At 60.8% G+C, this 17,447-nt stretch carries 19 protein-coding genes; 12 read left to right on the top strand and 7 right to left on the bottom strand.

The window, feature by feature from the left end; all coding sequences use genetic code 11:
• Positions 1–39 precede the first annotated feature (39 nt).
• Positions 40–1,272: a phosphoglycerate dehydrogenase gene (gene serA / locus GWQ29_RS00160; RefSeq protein WP_275918503.1), complete on the top strand. Its 1,233-nt coding sequence runs from the start codon at positions 40–42 to the stop codon at positions 1,270–1,272.
• A gap of 242 nt (positions 1,273–1,514) precedes the next feature.
• Here the strand turns inward: serA and GWQ29_RS00165 are convergent, their stop codons facing one another.
• Positions 1,515–1,895 carry a diacylglycerol kinase gene (locus tag GWQ29_RS00165; RefSeq protein ID WP_005314618.1) on the bottom strand — a complete coding sequence of 127 codons (381 nt, stop codon included), beginning with the start codon at positions 1,893–1,895 and terminating at the stop codon, positions 1,515–1,517.
• Positions 1,896–2,049: 154 nt separating this feature from the next.
• Here GWQ29_RS00165 and GWQ29_RS00170 point away from each other — a divergent pair, with 154 nt between their 5' ends.
• Positions 2,050–3,111, top strand: a complete 1,062-nt coding sequence (locus GWQ29_RS00170; RefSeq protein WP_275918504.1) for a 3-deoxy-7-phosphoheptulonate synthase — start codon at positions 2,050–2,052, stop codon at positions 3,109–3,111.
• Positions 3,112–3,227: 116 nt separating this feature from the next.
• On the opposite strand, the gene GWQ29_RS00175 is transcribed toward GWQ29_RS00170, so the two are convergent.
• The 3 genes from GWQ29_RS00175 to GWQ29_RS00185 form a co-directional block, all read right to left on the bottom strand.
• A complete protein-coding gene (locus GWQ29_RS00175) occupies positions 3,228–4,037 on the bottom strand; it encodes an ABC transporter ATP-binding protein (protein WP_275918747.1) in 810 nt (269 codons plus the stop codon).
• 59 nt (positions 4,038–4,096) lie between these two features.
• Positions 4,097–5,104, bottom strand: a complete 1,008-nt coding sequence (gene btuC, locus GWQ29_RS00180) for a vitamin B12 ABC transporter permease BtuC (RefSeq protein ID WP_265433876.1) — start codon at positions 5,102–5,104, stop codon at positions 4,097–4,099.
• Between the two features lie 103 nt (positions 5,105–5,207).
• Complete coding sequence (locus tag GWQ29_RS00185) at positions 5,208–5,939, bottom strand: transporter substrate-binding domain-containing protein (protein ID WP_265462241.1); 732 nt, start codon at positions 5,937–5,939, stop codon at positions 5,208–5,210.
• 111 nt (positions 5,940–6,050) lie between these two features.
• Between GWQ29_RS00185 and GWQ29_RS00190 the strand changes: the two genes are divergently transcribed.
• The 4 genes from GWQ29_RS00190 to GWQ29_RS00205 all read left to right on the top strand — a co-directional run bounded on the left by GWQ29_RS00190 (position 6,051) and on the right by GWQ29_RS00205 (position 9,776).
• A complete protein-coding gene (locus GWQ29_RS00190; RefSeq protein ID WP_005314602.1) occupies positions 6,051–6,407 on the top strand; it encodes a DMT family protein in 357 nt (118 codons plus the stop codon).
• Positions 6,408–6,466: 59 nt separating this feature from the next.
• Entirely contained in the window at positions 6,467–7,606 is a 1,140-nt protein-coding gene (gene tapW / locus GWQ29_RS00195) for a type IVa pilus ATPase TapW (protein ID WP_011898593.1), read from the top strand.
• Positions 7,607–7,878: 272 nt separating this feature from the next.
• Positions 7,879–9,150 carry a glucose-1-phosphate adenylyltransferase gene (glgC, locus tag GWQ29_RS00200; RefSeq protein ID WP_125601806.1) on the top strand — a complete coding sequence of 424 codons (1,272 nt, stop codon included), beginning with the start codon at positions 7,879–7,881 and terminating at the stop codon, positions 9,148–9,150.
• Positions 9,151–9,296: 146 nt separating this feature from the next.
• On the top strand, positions 9,297–9,776 hold the full coding sequence (locus GWQ29_RS00205) for a WbuC family cupin fold metalloprotein (protein WP_275918505.1): 480 nt from the start codon (positions 9,297–9,299) through the stop codon (positions 9,774–9,776).
• 114 nt (positions 9,777–9,890) lie between these two features.
• Here the strand turns inward: GWQ29_RS00205 and GWQ29_RS00210 are convergent, their stop codons facing one another.
• The 3 genes from GWQ29_RS00210 to GWQ29_RS00220 are packed head-to-tail and all read right to left on the bottom strand — an operon-like array spanning position 9,891 to position 12,624.
• Positions 9,891–10,133, bottom strand: coding sequence for a FeoC-like transcriptional regulator (locus tag GWQ29_RS00210; protein ID WP_021140137.1), 243 nt, complete (start codon positions 10,131–10,133; stop codon positions 9,891–9,893).
• Positions 10,130–12,400 carry a Fe(2+) transporter permease subunit FeoB gene (feoB, locus tag GWQ29_RS00215; protein WP_275918506.1) on the bottom strand — a complete coding sequence of 757 codons (2,271 nt, stop codon included), beginning with the start codon at positions 12,398–12,400 and terminating at the stop codon, positions 10,130–10,132. Before feoB ends, GWQ29_RS00210 begins: the two co-directional genes overlap by 4 nt.
• A complete protein-coding gene (locus tag GWQ29_RS00220) occupies positions 12,397–12,624 on the bottom strand; it encodes a FeoA family protein (protein ID WP_005314583.1) in 228 nt (75 codons plus the stop codon). The genes feoB and GWQ29_RS00220 overlap by 4 nt, the downstream gene beginning before the upstream one ends.
• Positions 12,625–12,743: 119 nt before the next feature.
• On the opposite strand from GWQ29_RS00220, the gene GWQ29_RS00225 reads away from it, so the two are divergent.
• From GWQ29_RS00225 to GWQ29_RS00250, 6 genes are all read left to right on the top strand, one after another.
• Positions 12,744–13,073 (top strand): translation initiation factor, encoded by a 330-nt coding sequence (locus GWQ29_RS00225; RefSeq protein ID WP_005314581.1) that lies wholly within the window; start codon positions 12,744–12,746, stop codon positions 13,071–13,073.
• 243 nt (positions 13,074–13,316) lie between these two features.
• Positions 13,317–13,874, top strand: a complete 558-nt coding sequence (locus tag GWQ29_RS00230; RefSeq protein WP_234595776.1) for a TMEM165/GDT1 family protein — start codon at positions 13,317–13,319, stop codon at positions 13,872–13,874.
• A 252-nt stretch (positions 13,875–14,126) separates the two neighbouring features.
• Positions 14,127–15,065 (top strand): DUF2157 domain-containing protein, encoded by a 939-nt coding sequence (locus tag GWQ29_RS00235; protein ID WP_275918507.1) that lies wholly within the window; start codon positions 14,127–14,129, stop codon positions 15,063–15,065.
• 36 nt (positions 15,066–15,101) lie between these two features.
• Complete coding sequence (locus GWQ29_RS00240; protein WP_275918508.1) at positions 15,102–16,109, top strand: DUF4401 domain-containing protein; 1,008 nt, start codon at positions 15,102–15,104, stop codon at positions 16,107–16,109.
• Positions 16,106–16,609: a GDYXXLXY domain-containing protein gene (locus tag GWQ29_RS00245; RefSeq protein ID WP_275918509.1), complete on the top strand. Its 504-nt coding sequence runs from the start codon at positions 16,106–16,108 to the stop codon at positions 16,607–16,609. The genes GWQ29_RS00240 and GWQ29_RS00245 overlap by 4 nt, the downstream gene beginning before the upstream one ends.
• A gap of 73 nt (positions 16,610–16,682) precedes the next feature.
• The gene (locus tag GWQ29_RS00250) at positions 16,683–17,429 is read left to right on the top strand and encodes a transporter substrate-binding domain-containing protein (RefSeq protein WP_275918510.1); all 747 of its coding nucleotides are present in this window, start codon (positions 16,683–16,685) and stop codon (positions 17,427–17,429) included.
• Positions 17,430–17,447 lie beyond the last annotated feature (18 nt).

Raw genomic sequence — 17,447 nt, forward strand, 5'->3', positions numbered from 1 at the left:
ATATCTGCACTCATTCTTTGCATACATAGAGGGATCGTCATGACTGCCAAGTTTTCGCTGGACAAGGATAAGATCAAGGTACTGCTGCTGGAGGGAGTGCATCCCAACACGGTAGAGACCTTTCGTGCAGCAGGTTATACCAGCGTGGAGTACCTCAAGACCTCCCTGTCGGAAGAGGATCTGATCAAGCGCATTCGTGATGTGCATTTTGTGGGCCTGCGCTCGCGCACCCAGCTCACCGAAAAGGTGCTGGATGCCGCAAGCAAGCTGGTCGCCATCGGCTGCTTCTGCATCGGCACCAACCAGGTTGACCTCGACGCCGCCCACTTGCGTGGCATCCCCGTCTTCAACGCCCCCTTTTCCAATACCCGTTCCGTTGCAGAGCTGGTGCTGGGCGAGATACTGCTGCTGCTGCGCGGCATCCCGGAGAAAAACGCCAAGTGCCATCGCGGCGTATGGGAAAAACTGGCCAATCGCTCGGTGGAAGCCCGTGGCAAGAAGCTCGGCATCATAGGCTACGGCCATATCGGTACCCAGCTTGGCATCATAGCCGAGAGCATCGGCATGAAGGTCTACTACTACGACATCGAGAACAAGCTCTCCCTGGGCAACGCCATCCAGGTGCCGAGCATGGTCGAACTGCTCAACATGTCCGATGTCATCAGCCTGCACGTGCCGGAGACCGCCTCCACCAAGAACATGATCGGCGCCGAGCAGCTGCGCATGATGAAACCGGGCGCCATCTTCATCAACGCCGCCCGCGGTACAGTAGTGGATATCGATGCCCTGGCCGACGTCATCAAGAGCGGTCATGTCTCCGGTGCCGCCATCGACGTCTTCCCGGTTGAGCCCAAGTCCAACGACGAAGAGTTCCTGAGCCCGCTGCGCGGGTTGGACAACGTGATCCTCACTCCCCATATCGGTGGCACCACTCAGGAAGCCCAGGAGAACATTGGTCTGGAAGTGGCCAACAAGCTGGTCAAGTATTCTGACAACGGCTCCACCCTCTCCGCCGTCAACTTCCCGGAAGTCTCGCTGCCGGGGCACAAGGGCTCCAGCCGCCTGCTGCATATTCACCGCAACCAGCCGGGCGTCATGAACAAGATCAACCAGATCTTCGCCGAAGAGGGGATCAACATCGCCGGTCAGTACCTGCAAACCAGCAGCCATATCGGTTATGTGGTGATCGACGTGGAGACAGAGCACAGCGAGAAGGCACTCGCCAAGCTCAAGGAGATCAACGGCACCATACGTGCGCGGATCCTGCATTGAGCCGTCGGGCTATGCCGCCAAGCGACTAACCCAACTGACAAAATGCAATAAACAAGAAACCCGCCGAATGGCGGGTTTCTTTATGGCCGGGTACTGTGGTTCAGTCACCTAAGAGCATCGGTTCGATTGGCACAGCGTATTCGGACGCCCCTGTCTCTTAGCCACGAGAAAGGTTGCTGTCGCAACCTACCACCAGCCCAGCTGGGTTATGCCCCGCCGGGCTTTTCTTGGTACCGAAAATGCTACCACCAGCCGAGCAGGTTGCGCCCTACCAGAGCGCCCCATACCAGGGCATTGAGCGCCAGGGCGATAAAGACGGCGGCGGAGCCAAGATCCTTGGCGCGGCCCGACAGCTCGTGATGCTCCGAGCCCACCCTGTCTACAACTGCCTCGATGGCAGAGTTGAGCACCTCGACGATCACCACCAGCCAGCTGATGGCCACCAGCAGCAGGATCTGGTTGAGGGAATCCCCGAGCCAGAAGGCCAACGGCATCAGCAGCAGGATCAACATCAGCTCCTGCCTAAAGGCCGCCTCGTTGACCCAGGCTGACTTGAGCCCCTTCATGCTGTAACCGGTTGCGTTGATGATGCGGGTAACCCCGGTTGCTCCTGGCTTTGCCACGCTATCTACCTCATTTGGCGTCGTTTTGGGGTTCACATCCTATCAGAGCCCCTCGAGGTTTCCATCAGGGGCATTTTGCTTTATTTTATCCCCTTGCAATTTCGGCACGCGGTCAACGCTACAGCCCACGCCACCCACTCGAGAATTGAGTCGTATGTCCATTCACACCGATGAATTGCGCACCCGTCGCCTGGAGTCCCTGATCACTCCAAGCGAGCTCGCGCACGCCTTCCCGTTAAACGACACCGTTGCCCAGAACCTGCTGGATGCCCGCCGCGAAGTGGAAGCCATTCTGGCCGGTGAGGATCAGCGCCTGCTGGTCATCGTCGGCCCCTGCTCCATCCATGATCCGGCTGCCGCCCACGAGTATGCCCGTCGCCTCAATGCCCTGCGCGAGCAGTACAAAGAGAGCCTCTGCATCGTAATGCGCACCTACTTCGAGAAGCCGCGCACTATCGTCGGCTGGAAGGGGCTGATCAATGATCCGCGCCTCGATGGCAGTTTCGATGTCAACGAAGGGCTGAAACTGGCCCGCAAGCTGCTGGTCAACATCAACGAGATCGGCATGCCCACCGCCACCGAGTTTCTCGATATGGTGACCGGCCAGTACATCAGCGATCTCATCACCTGGGGTGCCATAGGCGCACGTACCACCGAATCCCAGGTACACCGCGAGATGGCCTCAGCCCTATCCTGTCCGGTCGGCTTCAAGAACGGCACCGACGGCAACACCCGCATCGCCATCGATGCGGTGCGCGCCGCCCGCCACAGCCACATCTTCTATTCCCCGGACAAGGACGGCAAGATGACCATCTACCGCACCGCCGGCAACCCCTATGGCCACGTGATCCTTCGTGGCGGCCACAGACCCAACTACGATACCGCCAGCATCGACGAGGCGTGCGAAGCCCTGGCCGACGTGGGCCTGCCGGAGCGCCTGGTGGTGGATTTCAGCCACGGCAACAGCATGAAGGATCACCGCCGTCAGCTGCTGGTGGCCCAGGACATCTGCGATCAGCTGCGCCGCGGCCGTACCGGCATCGCCGGCATCATGGCCGAGAGCTTCCTGGTGGAAGGTCGTCAGGATGTGGAGAATGGCTGCGCTGCCACCTTCGGCCAGAGCATCACGGATGCCTGCCTGTCGTGGAGCGACACAGAGACGCTGCTGGCCATGCTGGCCGAGGCCGCCCAGGTACGCCTGAGCAAACAGGCTTGAACTGCGAATAAAACCAAAGGGGCCGGTATTGTTGATACCGGCACCTTCCTCTTGCAGTCGGTCGATTACGCTTCGCTAATCGACCCTACACGCGCACTTTTTCCTCTATACCCCGCTTACAAGCTGGGCATAAACCAGACCCGACCGGCCGCCTCAATGCGGTCGGTCTTGATCTGGAACACCCGCTCCAGCAAGGCTTCGTCGATGACATCGACGCCCCCCTCGCTCACCACGCGCCCCTGCTGCAGACAGAGGATCCGATCCGCCCAGTCGATGGCCAGATTGATGTCGTGGATGGCGAGCACCACCAGCAGCCCCTGCCGTGCCAACGATTTCAGCAGCCGCAACAGCGCCAGCTGATGGTGCAGATCCAGCCCCGCCAGCGGTTCGTCCAGCAGCAAGACTCGCCCCGCCGGATTGAGGCCGGGCCACACCTGCAGCAGGGTACGGGCAATCAGCACCCGCTGTTGCTCCCCGCCGGAGAGACGACTGAAGTCCCGCGCCAATAGTGAGCTCAGCTCCAGTGCATCGCACAGGGCGTCGACGGCATCGCTCTGGGCCTGCTTCACATCGCCCGGTTGCCTGGCCTGCACCCGCTCATCCAGCCCTATGGCCAGCACCTGAAACACAGGAATATGAAACAGCTGGGGCTGGCGCTGGGGCAGCATGGCGCGGCGCTGGGCCAGCTCCGGCCAGCTCAGATCGTGGATCGCCACCCCGCCAAGCCGCACTGTGCCCGCGGCAGGCAAAATACCGGCCAGGGCGCCAAGCAGGGTGGATTTGCCGCTGCCGTTGGGGCCGAGCAGGGCCACCAGCTGACCGCCCTGCCAATCGAGATCCAGCGCAGCCAGTCGCTCCGGGATGGCAAGGGCTCGCGCCTCGATCAGGGAGGCTGACTCAAGCGAAGAGGGATCAGCGGGCAGCATCGGCATCTTGCCTCAACAGCAGGTAGACAGCTTGAGCATGTCGGCATTCGGGCCGGTATTTATGCGGTAGCATTGGCATCTTGCCTCAGCAGCAGATAGATGAAGAGCGGGGCGCCGACCGAGGCGGTGATGACACCGATGGGCAGCTCACCGGCGCTTAATGCAGAGCGTGCAACCAGATCGGCCCCCAGCAGCAGGGCGCCGCCCCCCAGCGCCGAGGCGGGCAACAGGAAGCGTTGATCGCTGCCGCCACACAGACGTAGCAGATGGGGCACCACCAGCCCGACAAAGCCGATGACACCGCATAGCGACACGGCAATGCCGGTGAGCAGACAGACCGCCAGCACCAGTCGCACCCGCATCCTGTCCACGTCCAGCCCCATCAGACGGGCCTGGGTCTCCCCCAGCAGCAGTTGCTGCAAGGCCCTGCCCTGCCAGCAAAGCCAGCCGAGGGTCAGCGGCAGCACCAGCCACCACCAGGCCAGTTGCTGGCTGCCATAGGAGAGACTGCCCATCATCCAGAACATGTATTCGCGCAGAGAGCCGTCATCGGCAAAGTACATCAGCCAGGTCATGGCCGCATTGGTGAGGATGCCGATGGCGACCCCGAACAGCAGCAGACGGGTATGGCCGAGCCTGGCCCGACGCGCCAGCCGAATGAGCAGCATGGTCACCGCAAGGGCGCCACCAAACGCTGCCAGCGACAAGCCCCAGCCCGGCAGATAGATACCGAGGGACTTGGCCACGGCCATCGCCACCATGGCGGCGAGGCCAGCACCGCTCGACACGCCGAGCAGGCCGGGTTCGGCCACCGGGTTATGCAGCATCACCTGCAGCACGGCGCCGCCGCAGGCGAGCGCCGCCCCCGCCAGCAGGGCCAGCAAGGCACGGGGCAACCGCAATTCCAGCAGGATGCGTTGTTCAAGATCGCCCATGGGCTGCCAGGGCAGCAGCAGGAATTCGCCCCAGATAAGGGAGAAGAAAAAGAGCAGCAGGGTCAGCAGCGTCAGGCAAAACAACCAGCCCCGCTGCCAGCGTTGCTGGCGGGCGAGCAAAGAGAGATACACAGAAGCTCCCCGAACGTGTACAAGGCCCGGCGCCGATGCTGTATTGACCAGCCCGGCGCACAAGGATGAAAAGCGCATGATAACAGTGCGTTACCACCCGAGGTCAAGGCTGGTAAGGTTTAGCAAGGGCACCTATCTCGCCGCTCGCCACCATCTCCTGCAACGCGAGCGCCAGCGGCTGCCGCAGTGCGTGGTGAGGGGAGCGCTTGCTCATGCCCAGATAGAGCATGACCGGCTTGGGTGGCAGATAGGCGGCCTTGATGAGCCCGGCCTCATTGTGCTGGCTCAGGGCATAATCCACCTGGCAATCCGTGCCTATCATCAGCGATAGATGGCCCCGCTGCACCATGCGCAGCAGTTGATCCTCGGTGGGTACGCCGTGCTTGTCGAGCCGGGTGTCCGAATCAAACGGCTCGAAGTAGGCGGAGTTGAGCACATGACCGACCTTGCGCCCCTGCAGGTCGGCATAGGTGTTAAGGGATGACACCACTGCCGGTTTGCCATAAAAGGCAGAACCGCACTGGTAGTAGGCGGGTTGCAGATAATCGATGAACTGTGCCCTGTCCGGCGTCATCGCCACCCCTATCATGAGGTCAACCTGACCGGTCTGCATCTGCTTGAGGGCCCGTCCCCAGGGGACCCGCTTCACCTCGAACTGTATGCCGCTACGGCTCTGCAGCCGCTGCAGAATATCCATGTCCAACCCGCGAAACTGACCATCCGGTTGCAAGACTCGAAACGGTGGCCAGACATCGGTGGCTACCGTCAGGGTTGGTGCACCCTGTGCCTGACAGGCCAGCAGCAGACCAAACACTCCCCAGCCTCTCTTCCCCATCCACTGATCCCTGTATCATCCACCCTTGATGGGTTAAAAATACCCTGCCGTGCCACTTATGGAAACCCGAGGTTCAGGGATAAAATGCGCCGGACTTTCAAGGAGAACCCAATGAACCCGATTTTCGCCAGTATCGGTCTGCTCTTGTGCAGCAACGTCTTCATGACGTTCGCCTGGTATGCCCACCTCAAGAGCATGAACCACAAACCCTGGATCATCGCCGCCCTGGTGAGCTGGGGCATAGCCCTGTTCGAATACCTGTTGCAAGTGCCCGCCAACCGTATCGGCCATACAGTGATGAGCGTTGGCCAGCTCAAGATACTGCAAGAGGTGATCACCCTTACCGTGTTTGTCCCCTTCTCGGTCTTCTATCTGAAAGAGGATCTGAAGTGGGATTACCTCTGGGCCGGCCTTTGCATCATGGGCGCGGTGTTTTTTGTGTTTCGCGAGAAACTCACCGGCGCCTGAGGCTGTACACTCAATAACATCCCAAGTAACGGCATCTCCTTGATAGACGAGGCAAAACCATGGAATTGCGAGACATGCTACAGATCCTGGCCAAGCAGGACGGCTCAGACCTCTATCTGTCGACCGGCGCCCCTCCCTGTGCCAAGTTCAACGGTGGGCTGCGCCCCCTGTCCGAGACGTCGCTCGAACCGGGTGAAGTAGCCAAGATCGCCGCCGACATCATGGATGGCGAGCAGAAGCAGCAGTTCGAGCGGGAGCTGGAAATGAACCTCGCCATCTCCCTGCCCCAGATAGGCCGTTTTCGGATCAACATCTTCAAGCAGCGCAATGAAGTCTCCCTGGTGGCCCGCAACATCAAGACAGAGATCCCCCGCTTTGAAGATCTCAAACTGCCCCCCGTGCTGCTCGACACCATAATGGAGAAACGGGGCCTGGTGCTGTTTGTGGGCGGAACAGGCTCGGGCAAATCCACCTCGCTCGCAGCCCTCATCGACCATCGCAACCGCAACAGCGGCGGCCACATCATCACCATCGAGGATCCGGTGGAATTCGTCCATCGTCACCGCAAGAGCATCATCAACCAGCGGGAGGTGGGGGTAGATACCCGCAGCTTCCACGCCGCGCTCAAGAACACCCTGCGCCAGGCACCGGACGTGATCCTCATCGGTGAAATTCGCGATCGCGAGACCATGGAGCATGCCCTTGCCTTCTCCGAGACCGGGCATCTGGCCATCTCCACCCTGCACGCCAACAACGCCAACCAGGCGCTGGATCGCATCATCAACTTCTTCCCGGAGGAGCGCCGGCCGCAACTGCTCAACGATCTTGGCAACAACCTCAAGGCCTTTGTCTCCCAGCGACTGGTGAAAACCACAGACGGTGGCCGCCGGGCGGCGGTGGAGATCATGCTGGGCACCCACACCATCCGCGACATGATCAAACGCGGTGAGTTTGGCAGCCTGAAAGAGGTGATGGAGAAATCCAGAGCGCTCGGCATGGTCACCTTCGACAGCGCCCTGTTCGATCTGGTGGTGGAAGGGGTGATAGAGGAGGAAGAGGCGGTGAAAAACGCCGACTCGGCCAACAACCTGCGCCTCAAGATCAAGCTGTGGAAAGAGAAGGGCCAGATCGCCAACAGTGCGGATGCCACCGGCTGGAGTCTGGAGCCCACCAAGGACGAAAGTAACGATCCCTTCTAGTCCGCCCCCTGCCCCATTCCCCTTGAACCGTCATCCGCCATGGCAGATGACGGTTCAAAAAAACGCCAGCCACCCATCATTGTCCTAGCCCCCGCCTCTTCTCGCCATGTTGCTATTTGGTTAACACCCGTCCCCGGCCATGGCGTTTGCTCACATAAATGACAAAAAAATCAATGTGAGCCCCCTGCTTGCAAAAAATGTCGTTGAAAGCCCTTTCATACAGGCCTCAAAGGAGGCAGTATCAAGAGATTCTATCAACAAAGGGGTATTCAATGTTGTTACAACCTGCCAATACAGCAAAATCCAGACAATTGCTGAACGAGACCATGGCCTTGGTTCTCGCAGGAGGGCGGGGCAGTCGCCTCAAGCAGTTGACGGACAACAGGGCGAAACCGGCAGTTCATTTTGGCGGTAAATTCCGCATCATCGACTTCGTACTCTCCAATTGCATCAACTCGGGGATCCGCCGGGTCGGCGTGGTCACCCAATACAAATCCCACAGCCTGCTGCGCCATCTGCAATCGGGCTGGTCATTCCTGCGCTACCAGATGAACGAATTCATCGACCTGCTGCCTGCCCAACAAAGGGTGGACGAGGTCAACTGGTATCGCGGCACTGCCGATGCCGTGTATCAGAATCTGGATATCATTCGCGATCACGCCCCCAAATACGTGGTGGTGCTGGCGGGGGATCACATCTACAAGATGGATTACGCCGCCATGCTGCTCGATCACGTCAACATGGGGGCCAAGGTCACAGTGGCCTGCATCGAGGTGCCGCGCATAGAGGCCAGCGCCTTTGGGGTGATGGCGGTGGATGAGGATCGCAAGATCAACGCCTTCGTCGAGAAGCCGGCCAATCCGCCCGCCATGCCAGGCAAGGCCGACATGGCGCTGGCCTCCATGGGGGTCTACATCTTCGAAGCCGAGTATCTCTACCAGTTGCTGGAAGAGGATCTGGCCAACCAGGATTCCCACCACGATTTCGGCATGGACGTGATCCCGCGGGTGGTCAAGGAGGGATCCGCCTACGCCCATCCGTTCAGCATGTCCTGCGTCGGCTGCTGCCCGCAAAAACGCCCCTACTGGCGTGATGTGGGGACTGTGGATTCGTTCTGGGAAGCGAACATGGATCTCGCCTCCGTCACTCCCGAGCTCGATATCTATGATCAGGAGTGGCCCATCTGGACCAGCCAGACCATGACCCCACCCGCCAAGTTCGTGCAGGACAGAAACGGCCAGCACGGCATGACCATCAACTCCATGTTCTCCGGTGGCACCATCGTCAGCGGCTCCTTCATCGTGAGTTCGGTGCTGTTCACCAATGTGCGCGTGCACTCCTTCTGCACCCTGGATCAGGCGGTGATCTTCCCCGGGGTCGAGATAGGAGCCGGTTGTCGCCTGCGCCGTGTAGTGGTCGACAAGGGTTGCATACTGCCAGAAGGGCTGGTGGTGGGGGAAAACGCCTGTGAAGATGCCCGCCGCTTCCACCGCTCCGAGCAGGGCATAGTGCTGGTCACCAAAGAGATGCTGGCCAAGCTGTAAGCGAGTTGGTACACAGCAGCCACTGAACAAGGGAGCCCGACCGGCTCCCTTGTTTACATTTCCTTACGGCTCGTCCCTTGCCTGTCAGCCCCTCGGGCATGCTACTCTGCCGACACTTCTGCCTTTGCCTTATGATGGAACTGCACATGAAAAAACTGGACGTCGCACGCCTTGCCAGTCTCGCCACCGAGGCCGCCCACTCTCCGCGCCAGCGCATGAATCACAATCTGCACGACCAACTGGCCGACCCCATCCAGCGCCTCGCCATCGCCATGGAGCCGGATACCTACATTCGCCCCCATCGCCACCAGCAAACCTGGGAGCTGCTCACCGCCCTGTGCGGGCGCTTCGTGGTGCTCAACTTTGACGATGAAGGCACTGTAGTTGCTCGCGCCGTACTGGGGGAAGAGACCTCGGTACTGGAAACCCCGGTCGCCACCTGGCATGCGGTGCTCTCCCTCGATCCTCGCGCCGTCATCTTCGAGGTGAAGCACGGCCCCTACGCCCCTTTCCGGGAGGAAGACTTTGCCCCCTGGTCACCGGCCGTGGATGACATCGAGGGCCAGCAGGCCCTGATGGCCTGGTATCACCACGCCGACGTGGGCCAGCGCTGGCCCGGGCGTTAACGCCCGAGCCTAATTTTGAGAACACAGCATAGGCGGCCAGCCGCAGAAACAACAAGACCCGCCGATAGCGGGTCTTGTTTATTGCATGATTGGATGAGGGACCCGACAAGCGCGCTAGCGCTTTTGTACCAAACCAATCTGGCCGGGTTCACACCACTCGAACATCACCTCCTGGCTCTTGCCGCAGCAGCTGCCACCGCACACCTGAGTCTCCCGCTTGGCCACTCGGCCCTTGCGCATCCAGACGCCGAGCATGGCCTCCACCGCATCTTCCGAGGTATGGAAGTGACGCGCCAGATCCCGCCGACTCACCTTGCGCTGCACGGCGAGATAATCCCCCAGCTCTCGCAGTATCATAAGGCCACCACCTTGCGGGCGACTATGTCACCGTGACGGCGGCCCAGCCACCAGAGCAGCAGCAGGGAGAAACCATAGCTGCCAATCCAGAACAGGCTCTGCTCGGGGTGAGCGGCAAAGGTGGCCGCCTGATAGAAGACGGTGGCACACAGGAAGGCGGTGTAGTTGCACCAGGCGGCGGTCAGCAGCGCCCACTGGCGACCGGTTTCCCGCACCAGCGCGCCCATGGCGGCGGCGCAAGGCATGTAGAGCAGCACAAACAACAGGTAGGCAAAGGCACCGGCCGCGCCGTCGAAGTGAGTCTGCATGTTGCCGTAGGTGGACACGTCCACTTCCTGAGCTTCGGCGGCGGCTTGTCTGTCATCGAGCTCACCGACGGAGATCCCCATGGGATCGCTCGGGTTGATCTCCGCCAGATTGGCGGCAACGGCGGCGATGGCCTCGTGGAAGCTGGCAACGAGGGAGTATTCACTCTCCTCCCCATCACCGGAACCGCCGGCATAGAGGCTGTTGAGGGTACCGACCACCGCCTCTTTGGCGAAGATGCCGGTCACTATGCCGACCGTGGCCTGCCAGTTGTCATCGCGCACACCTATGGGGTGCAGCACAGGGGTGACCGCCTGACTGACCTTGCTCAGCACCGAGCTCTCCTGATCCTGGTGGCCAAAGCTGCCATCAGTCCCCAGCGAGTTGAGTACGCTCAGCACGGCAACCACCAGCACTATGGTTTTACCGGCACCGAACACGAAGGATTTGAGTTTCTGCCAGGTCTTGATCCCCACGTTGATGGGGCGCGGCCACTCGTAATCGGGCATCTCCATCAGCATGGAATCACTCTTGCCCGGCAGCAGAGTGCTGCGCAGCAAGAGGCCGGTGAGCACGGCCACCAGAATGCCGACGAGATAGAGACCGAACACCAGGTTCTGACCGGATTCGGGGAAGAAGGCCACCGCGAACAGGGCATAGACCGGCAGGCGGGCACCACACGACATGAAGGGCGCCATGGCCGAGGTCATCAGCCGCTCGCGCTCCGAATTGAGGGTGCGAGTCGCCATCACGGAGGGAACCGTACAGCCAAAGCCCATCAGCATGGGCACGAACGCCTTGCCCGGCAAGCCGAGGCGGCGCATCAGGGCATCCACCACGAAGGCCGCCCGCGCCAGATAGCCTGAGCTCTCCAGCACAGCCAGGAACAGGTAGAGACAGCCGATCACGGGGATAAAGGTAGCGACCGTCTGCAAACCGACCCCGAAGCCGCCCGCCAGTATGGCGCCAACCCACTCGGGGGCATTGACCAGCCCCAGCAGGTGATGTACCCCGTCCACAAACAGGGCGCCGCCCATGATGTCGAAGAAGTCGATGAAGGCGCTGCCCACATTGATGGCAAACAGGAACATCAGGTACATCATCAGCAGGAAGAAGGGGATGCCGACCCAGCGATTGAGCAGTACCCGATCCAGCCATTCACTCTGGGCAACGGTGAGTTTGCCCTTTTGCTGGCACGCCTGGCTGGTCCACTGATGAATGTGGCCATAGCGGATATCCGCCAGTTGCAGATCTATGTCCTGAGCATGGTGCGCACGGGCAACCACATTGGTAGCGGCGGCCTGTTGCCCCGCCTGCAGGGTTTCCTGCATCGCCTCATCCTCTTCCAGCAGGCGCAAGGCGCGGCCACGGGCGGTGAGGTGATGGGGGGCGAGCAGTGTCTCCAGCTCCGCCAAGTCTTTCTCAAGAGTGCTGCCGTAATCGAGTATCAGCGCCGGCTGGGGCTTGCCGATAAACTGCTGGATCTGGTGCTTGAAGGCGGCGACCTGCTGGCGATTGTGGGCCGACAGGGGCACCACAGGGCAACCGAGCGCCTTGGCGAGCAGGGCTTCATCTATGGTCACCCGTCGCTTTTGCAGGATATCCATCTTGTTGAGCACCACTACCATGGGCAGCCCCAGCTCGCGCAGTTGCAGCGTGAGGTAGAGGGAACGTTCCAGGTTGGCGGCATCGATGACGTTGAGCAGCAGGTCCGGCTGCTGACCCTGCACGAAGCGGCTGGCGATCTGCTCGTCCAGGCTCCCTTCCTGATTGGCCAGGCTATAGATGCCAGGCAGGTCCATCAGCTTGTAGTCATGTCCCTGGGCAGAAAACTCGCCCATCTTCTTGTCGACGGTCACGCCACTCCAGTTGCCCACCTGCTGGCGGGCACCGGTCAGGGCGTTGAACAGTGAGGTCTTGCCGCTATTGGGATTGCCGACGGTCACGAGGGAGTAGTTCATACCAGTTCAACCTCGATTTGCAGGGCAAGGCTTTTTTGCATGGAGAGACAGATCCCCTGGCACTGGATCTGGAGTGGGTCACCCAGCGGGGCCGCGCGCAGGAAGAGAACTTCGGTCTGTGGCAGCAGGCCCATCACCATCAGTTTGCGCCGCAATGTACGTTCAAGATGGTTCATGTGCTTGATGCGAGCACTCTGTCCCGGTGACAACTGCGCGAGTACCATGACTGACTCCTGAAGTTAAACAATAATAATTCGCTTTTACTCGGGGCATTATAATCCGTGTTTCCCGCGCTGATTTGAGTAAAATCAAACTCCGCTTAGCTAACTCACAAATAACTGCCATGAGTCACGACAACAACAGCCACCTGGTTTACAGCACGGATGGCGGCATGATCAAGGAACAAACCCAGCCCCAATCCGCCTCCCCTTTTCCGCAGGATGGTACTGTGCGCATCCGGCGCGAGACCAAAGGGCGCAAGGGCGCCGGCGTCATCACCATCCACGGTGTACCGGCGGAACAGCAGAAAACCATCGCCACCCTGCTCAAGAAGAAATGCGGCACCGGCGGCGGGTTGAAAGAGGGGATCATCGAGATCCAGGGGGATAAACGGGACCTGATCAAGACCGAGCTGGAGAAGGCCGGTTTCAGCGTCAAGCTGGTCGGTGGTTGAGTCCCTTGTCTCGCGGATGGTTTTTCCCTAGAATGCCCGCTCCCATCGAGGGGGAGTAGTCTCGCAGCCCGACCCAAACCGGTTTGCGACCCTGATCAACATGCTTGGTGCCAACTCACCATGGTCAGGGTGATCCATCTAATACGTGGATTTGACAAGACCTTTGACGGGCCAGTGCCAATACCGGGGACGGATGGCGCAGGCTTGTCTCAGGTATAACAATTCCGTCCCCCGGTCATTTTTATGGAAGCCTTGTTAACCTCAACCCTGAGCGTGGCTATCGCCGAGATCGGCGACAAGACCCAGCTGCTGGCGTTGTTGCTCATCTGCCGTTTTCGCAAGCCCTGGCCCATCATAGCCGGCATGCTGGCGGCGACCCTGCTCAACCACGCCGGCGCCGCCTGGCTTGGCGAGCTGATCAGCCGCTGGCTGGACCCCAAAGTGATGACCTATCTGGTCGCAGGCTCCTTCATTGCGATGGCGGCCTGGATCCTGGTACCTGACAAGCTGGATGACGAAGAGAGTCCGCTCGACAAGTACGGCCCCTTCATGGCCACCTTCGTGCTGTTCTTCATCGCCGAGATCGGTGACAAGACCCAGATAGCCACTGTGCTGCTGGCGGCCAAGTATGACTCGCTGACGCAAGTCATCGCCGGTACCACCCTCGGCATGATGCTGGCCAACGTGCCCGTGGTACTGCTCGGCAAGCTGGGCGCCGACAAGCTGCCGCTCAAGGGGATCCGCATCGCCTGCGCCATCCTGTTTGCAGGGCTGGGGGTGAGTACTCTCATCTTCGCCTGACAAACCGCCGACATGACCAGAAGGCGGCGAGGCAAACGTGAGCACTTGCCTACCCCGCTCCCATGCCGGCAATGATGTCGTGCCATCACAAGCCAGCCCCGCCTCTATTCAACCAGGCGGGGCTTTTTGTTACCTGACATTTGTTACCTGCCATCATACGGAGACGCAGCCTGCTGTCGCCCACGCACAGACAGGGAGTGTCCCGCAGTGCCAAGACAGTGGCATAATGCGGCAAACCTCATGGAGCATCCCATGCACTTCACCTCAAGACAGACGCTGCTCGACTGGGTCAGACGCGGACGCCTCGCCCAGACGCACCTGCCCGCCGCCCTCGCCCTGTGCGACTTGCCCCCTGCCAGTGCCCGCTGGCAATGGTTGTTTGATCGCCTGCTGCTCTGGCTCGGCAGTCTCTGCCTCGGCGCCGGTCTGGTGTTCTTCGTCGCCTTCAACTGGCAGGAGCTGGGCCGTGTCTCTCGCCTCGCCTTGCTGGAGCTGCCCCTGCTCGCCATGCTGGTGCTGCTGTGGCGAAAACCCATGACAGACACACCCCGCCAGGCACTGCTGCTGGCCATGGCGCTCAATATTGGCGCCCTGCTGGCCCTGGTGGGTCAGACCTACCAGACGGGTGCCGATCCCTGGCAGTTGTTCGCCACCTGGGCCCTGATGCTGCTGCCGCTGGCGGCGCTCGGCCAGAGCCCCTTGCTGTGGACCACGAGCTGGCTGCTCGGCCAGCTGGCACTGATGCTCTACTGGCGACTCGGCCTGTTCAGCTTCTTTTTTGGCTTCGATGAAGAGGGGCTGGGCTGGTGTCTGACCCTGCTCAATGCCGCCTTGTGGGGCGCCCTCTTGCTGGCCCCCACCCGCCTCAAGCTGATGCCCGCCTGGCTAGCCGGGCTCGCCGCGGGATTGGGGGTCACACTGCTGACCCTGCTGGCGCTGTTTGATGCCGCCTCCCCCTGGGTGTGGCCCGCCTGGCTGGGCTGGCTCGCCGCCGCCTACGCCCTCTGGCACCACAAATTTATCGCCGGGCTCGCCATGGGGTGCCTGAGCCTCATCGCCGTTATCCTGACAGCCCTTGGCAAGTGGATGGATCCCGACGTGGACGGCTTCCTGCTGCTGAGCCTGATCGCCATCGGCCTCTCGGTCGCCGCCAGCCGCTGGCTGCAACAACAACGGAGGTCCCATGCATAAGCAAGGTATCTGGCAAGCCCGTCAAAAGGAGGCAACATGGCTGATCTGACCCCCTGGCAACGGCTGCAACAGGCTGATCTGGTTGAAGGGGAAGCCCCCCATGATACCCAACCTCACTGGTCCAGCCGCTTTCTGCTCGGCATGGTGGGCTGGGTTGCCGCTCTCTTCCTGCTGTTTTTCCTGTTCATGTCCTTTTCACAGCTCACCCGGGATGCCAACAGCGCTCTCATGATGGGTACCGTGCTGATGGCCATCGCCTTTGGCCTCAACCGCTTCGCCCAGCGCAGCGATCTGTGGGATCAGTTCGTGCTGGCGCTGGCGCTGGCCGCCGATGCCTGGCTGCTCTATGGCCTCATCGATCAGATTGATCTCCACTCGGCGCCACTCTGGCTGGGGCTCGCCGCCCTCTCTCTCTTTATTGCCGCCCTGTTCGAACACTGGCTGATCCGGCTGTTTCACAGCTTCGCCGCCGCCATACTGCTTACCCTGGGCCTTGCCTGCCTTGGCCTGCAACTGCTGGCCCTGCCGCTGGTCATGGTGACGCTTGCCTTCTGCTGGCTGCAGGCAGAACGTCAACCGGCCCACCATCAGTTGTATGAATCCCTGACCCTGGGGTTGGCACTCTCCCTGCTGGTGCTTGGGCGCTTGCACCATCCGCTGTGGAGCGAGGGGGCCAGCATGCTCGACGAGCTTGGCCTCTCTCGCCTGCCGCTCTGGCTCAATCCCCTGCTCTGCGCCGCCCTGCTGCTCGGGGTCATGATCCGGCTCAAGCTGCCACTGCTATATGGGCTGCCACTGGTGCTGATCAGCGCTTTCATCCCCGGCATGGGGGCGGGCGCCCTGGTGCTGGTACTCGGTTTCCATGCTGGCAGCATGGGGCTGATGACGCTGGCGGGCCTGCTGCTGCTCGGCTTTGGCTCCCTCTATTACTACGACCTGGGGCTGACCCTGATGACCAAATCCTGGCTGCTGCTAGGCTCGGGCGCCCTGCTGCTCGGTGCCCGCCAGTTACTGCATGTGATCAACGCCAGGAGGCCGTCATGAGACAGCTTGCCCTCTTGCTGACCGGCCTAGCCATACTGGCAGGCATCAACTTCACCGTCTGGCGTTACGAAGCCGCCATGACCAGCGGCGAGGTAGTACTGCTCAGGCTGGCGCCGGTGGATCCCCGCTCCCTGATGCAGGGGGATTACATGCGCCTCAACTACGACATCGCCCGCCAGCTGGGTGCCAGCCGTTACAGCGAGCGCATCAATGGCAGCGATACCCTGGTGATCCGGCTCGATGAGCATCAGGTGGCCAACTGGGTCGCCGATGGCAAGCCGGAACAACTGGTATCGAATGAGCGTCTGCTGCAAGTGCGCCAGAGCGACAACCAGTGGCTGTTCGGGCCCGATGCCTTCTTCTTTGAAGAGGGCACGGGTGAACAGTTTGAAGTGGCACGCTATGGGGAGTTTCGCCTGCAGGGGGATGGCAAGGCGTTGCTGGTCGGGCTGAGGGACGAGCAGTTCAAACCCGTTGGCAACCCCAGAGCCCGCTGGTAACTGCTGGCAATATCAGGCTTTTTTGCCCACACTTGCGCAAAAGGATTGCAGGAATCACGCCAAGGACGTACCCATGAGGATAAGGTTGTGCTGTTGTCTGCTGCTGATGTCGTGCCTTGGCACGGCTCATGCTGGCTTGACCAAACTGGAGTACCTGACCGAGGAGTATCCTCCCTACAATTTCAGCAATGAGGCAGGCCAGCCCACCGGACTGGCGGTCGACTTGTTGCAACTCATCTGGCAGCGCAGCGGCACCCCCGCCCAAGCCGTTCGCATCCTGCCCTGGGCGCGGGGCTACTATCTGCTGACCCAGAAACCCAATGTGGTGCTCTTCTCCACCGCCCGCACCGACACCCGCACTCACCTGTTCAAATGGGCCTGCCCCATCGGCTATTCCGAATACATACTGCTGGCCCATAAAAGCAAATCTATACAGCTCGGTACCGTCGAGCAGATGAACGACTACCGGATAAGCGCAGTGCGAGCCGATGCCGCCGAGCAGTTGCTGCTCAACCGGGGCATGGATGAGACCCGCATCATACCGGCCAACCGGCTGAGCCAGGCCTTGCGGATGCTGGTGTCGGGCCGTGCCGACCTGCTGGCGACCAGCAAGCTGGCGGTTTATGACGCCATCAAGGCACTGCAGCTCAATGCCGACGACTTCACTGTGGCCTTCGTGCTGGATGCCGAAGAGCTCTGCTACGCCTTCAGCCGCCAGGTGGATGACGACCTGGTCAAACAGTTTCAGCGCGCCATGACCCAGGCACTGGCATCGCCGGAATACCAAGCGCTGCGGCAAAGATACCTGCCAGTCCCTTGAGTCTGTGCAAGAGGGAGC

Origin of the sequence: Aeromonas sp. 2HA2, from assembly GCF_029237345.1 — a bacterium.
GTDB lineage: Bacteria > Pseudomonadota > Gammaproteobacteria > Enterobacterales > Aeromonadaceae > Aeromonas > Aeromonas salmonicida.

Excerpts from the sequence above, each read along its gene's own strand:
- serA (WP_275918503.1), top strand. The coding sequence starts at position 40 with ATGACTGCCAAGTTTTCGCTGGACAAGGATAAGATCAAGGTACTGCTG.
- GWQ29_RS00170 (WP_275918504.1), top strand. The coding sequence starts at position 2,050 with ATGTCCATTCACACCGATGAATTGCGCACCCGTCGCCTGGAGTCCCTG.
- GWQ29_RS00175 (WP_275918747.1), bottom strand. The coding sequence starts at position 4,037 with ATGCTGCCCGCTGATCCCTCTTCGCTTGAGTCAGCCTCCCTGATCGAG.
- GWQ29_RS00185 (WP_265462241.1), bottom strand. The coding sequence starts at position 5,939 with ATGGGGAAGAGAGGCTGGGGAGTGTTTGGTCTGCTGCTGGCCTGTCAG.
- GWQ29_RS00190 (WP_005314602.1), top strand. The coding sequence starts at position 6,051 with ATGAACCCGATTTTCGCCAGTATCGGTCTGCTCTTGTGCAGCAACGTC.
- tapW (WP_011898593.1), top strand. The coding sequence starts at position 6,467 with ATGGAATTGCGAGACATGCTACAGATCCTGGCCAAGCAGGACGGCTCA.
- glgC (WP_125601806.1), top strand. The coding sequence starts at position 7,879 with ATGTTGTTACAACCTGCCAATACAGCAAAATCCAGACAATTGCTGAAC.
- GWQ29_RS00205 (WP_275918505.1), top strand. The coding sequence starts at position 9,297 with ATGAAAAAACTGGACGTCGCACGCCTTGCCAGTCTCGCCACCGAGGCC.
- GWQ29_RS00210 (WP_021140137.1), bottom strand. The coding sequence starts at position 10,133 with ATGATACTGCGAGAGCTGGGGGATTATCTCGCCGTGCAGCGCAAGGTG.
- feoB (WP_275918506.1), bottom strand. The coding sequence starts at position 12,400 with ATGAACTACTCCCTCGTGACCGTCGGCAATCCCAATAGCGGCAAGACC.
- GWQ29_RS00220 (WP_005314583.1), bottom strand. The coding sequence starts at position 12,624 with ATGGTACTCGCGCAGTTGTCACCGGGACAGAGTGCTCGCATCAAGCAC.
- GWQ29_RS00225 (WP_005314581.1), top strand. The coding sequence starts at position 12,744 with ATGAGTCACGACAACAACAGCCACCTGGTTTACAGCACGGATGGCGGC.
- GWQ29_RS00230 (WP_234595776.1), top strand. The coding sequence starts at position 13,317 with ATGGAAGCCTTGTTAACCTCAACCCTGAGCGTGGCTATCGCCGAGATC.
- GWQ29_RS00235 (WP_275918507.1), top strand. The coding sequence starts at position 14,127 with ATGCACTTCACCTCAAGACAGACGCTGCTCGACTGGGTCAGACGCGGA.
- GWQ29_RS00240 (WP_275918508.1), top strand. The coding sequence starts at position 15,102 with ATGGCTGATCTGACCCCCTGGCAACGGCTGCAACAGGCTGATCTGGTT.
- GWQ29_RS00245 (WP_275918509.1), top strand. The coding sequence starts at position 16,106 with ATGAGACAGCTTGCCCTCTTGCTGACCGGCCTAGCCATACTGGCAGGC.
- GWQ29_RS00250 (WP_275918510.1), top strand. The coding sequence starts at position 16,683 with ATGAGGATAAGGTTGTGCTGTTGTCTGCTGCTGATGTCGTGCCTTGGC.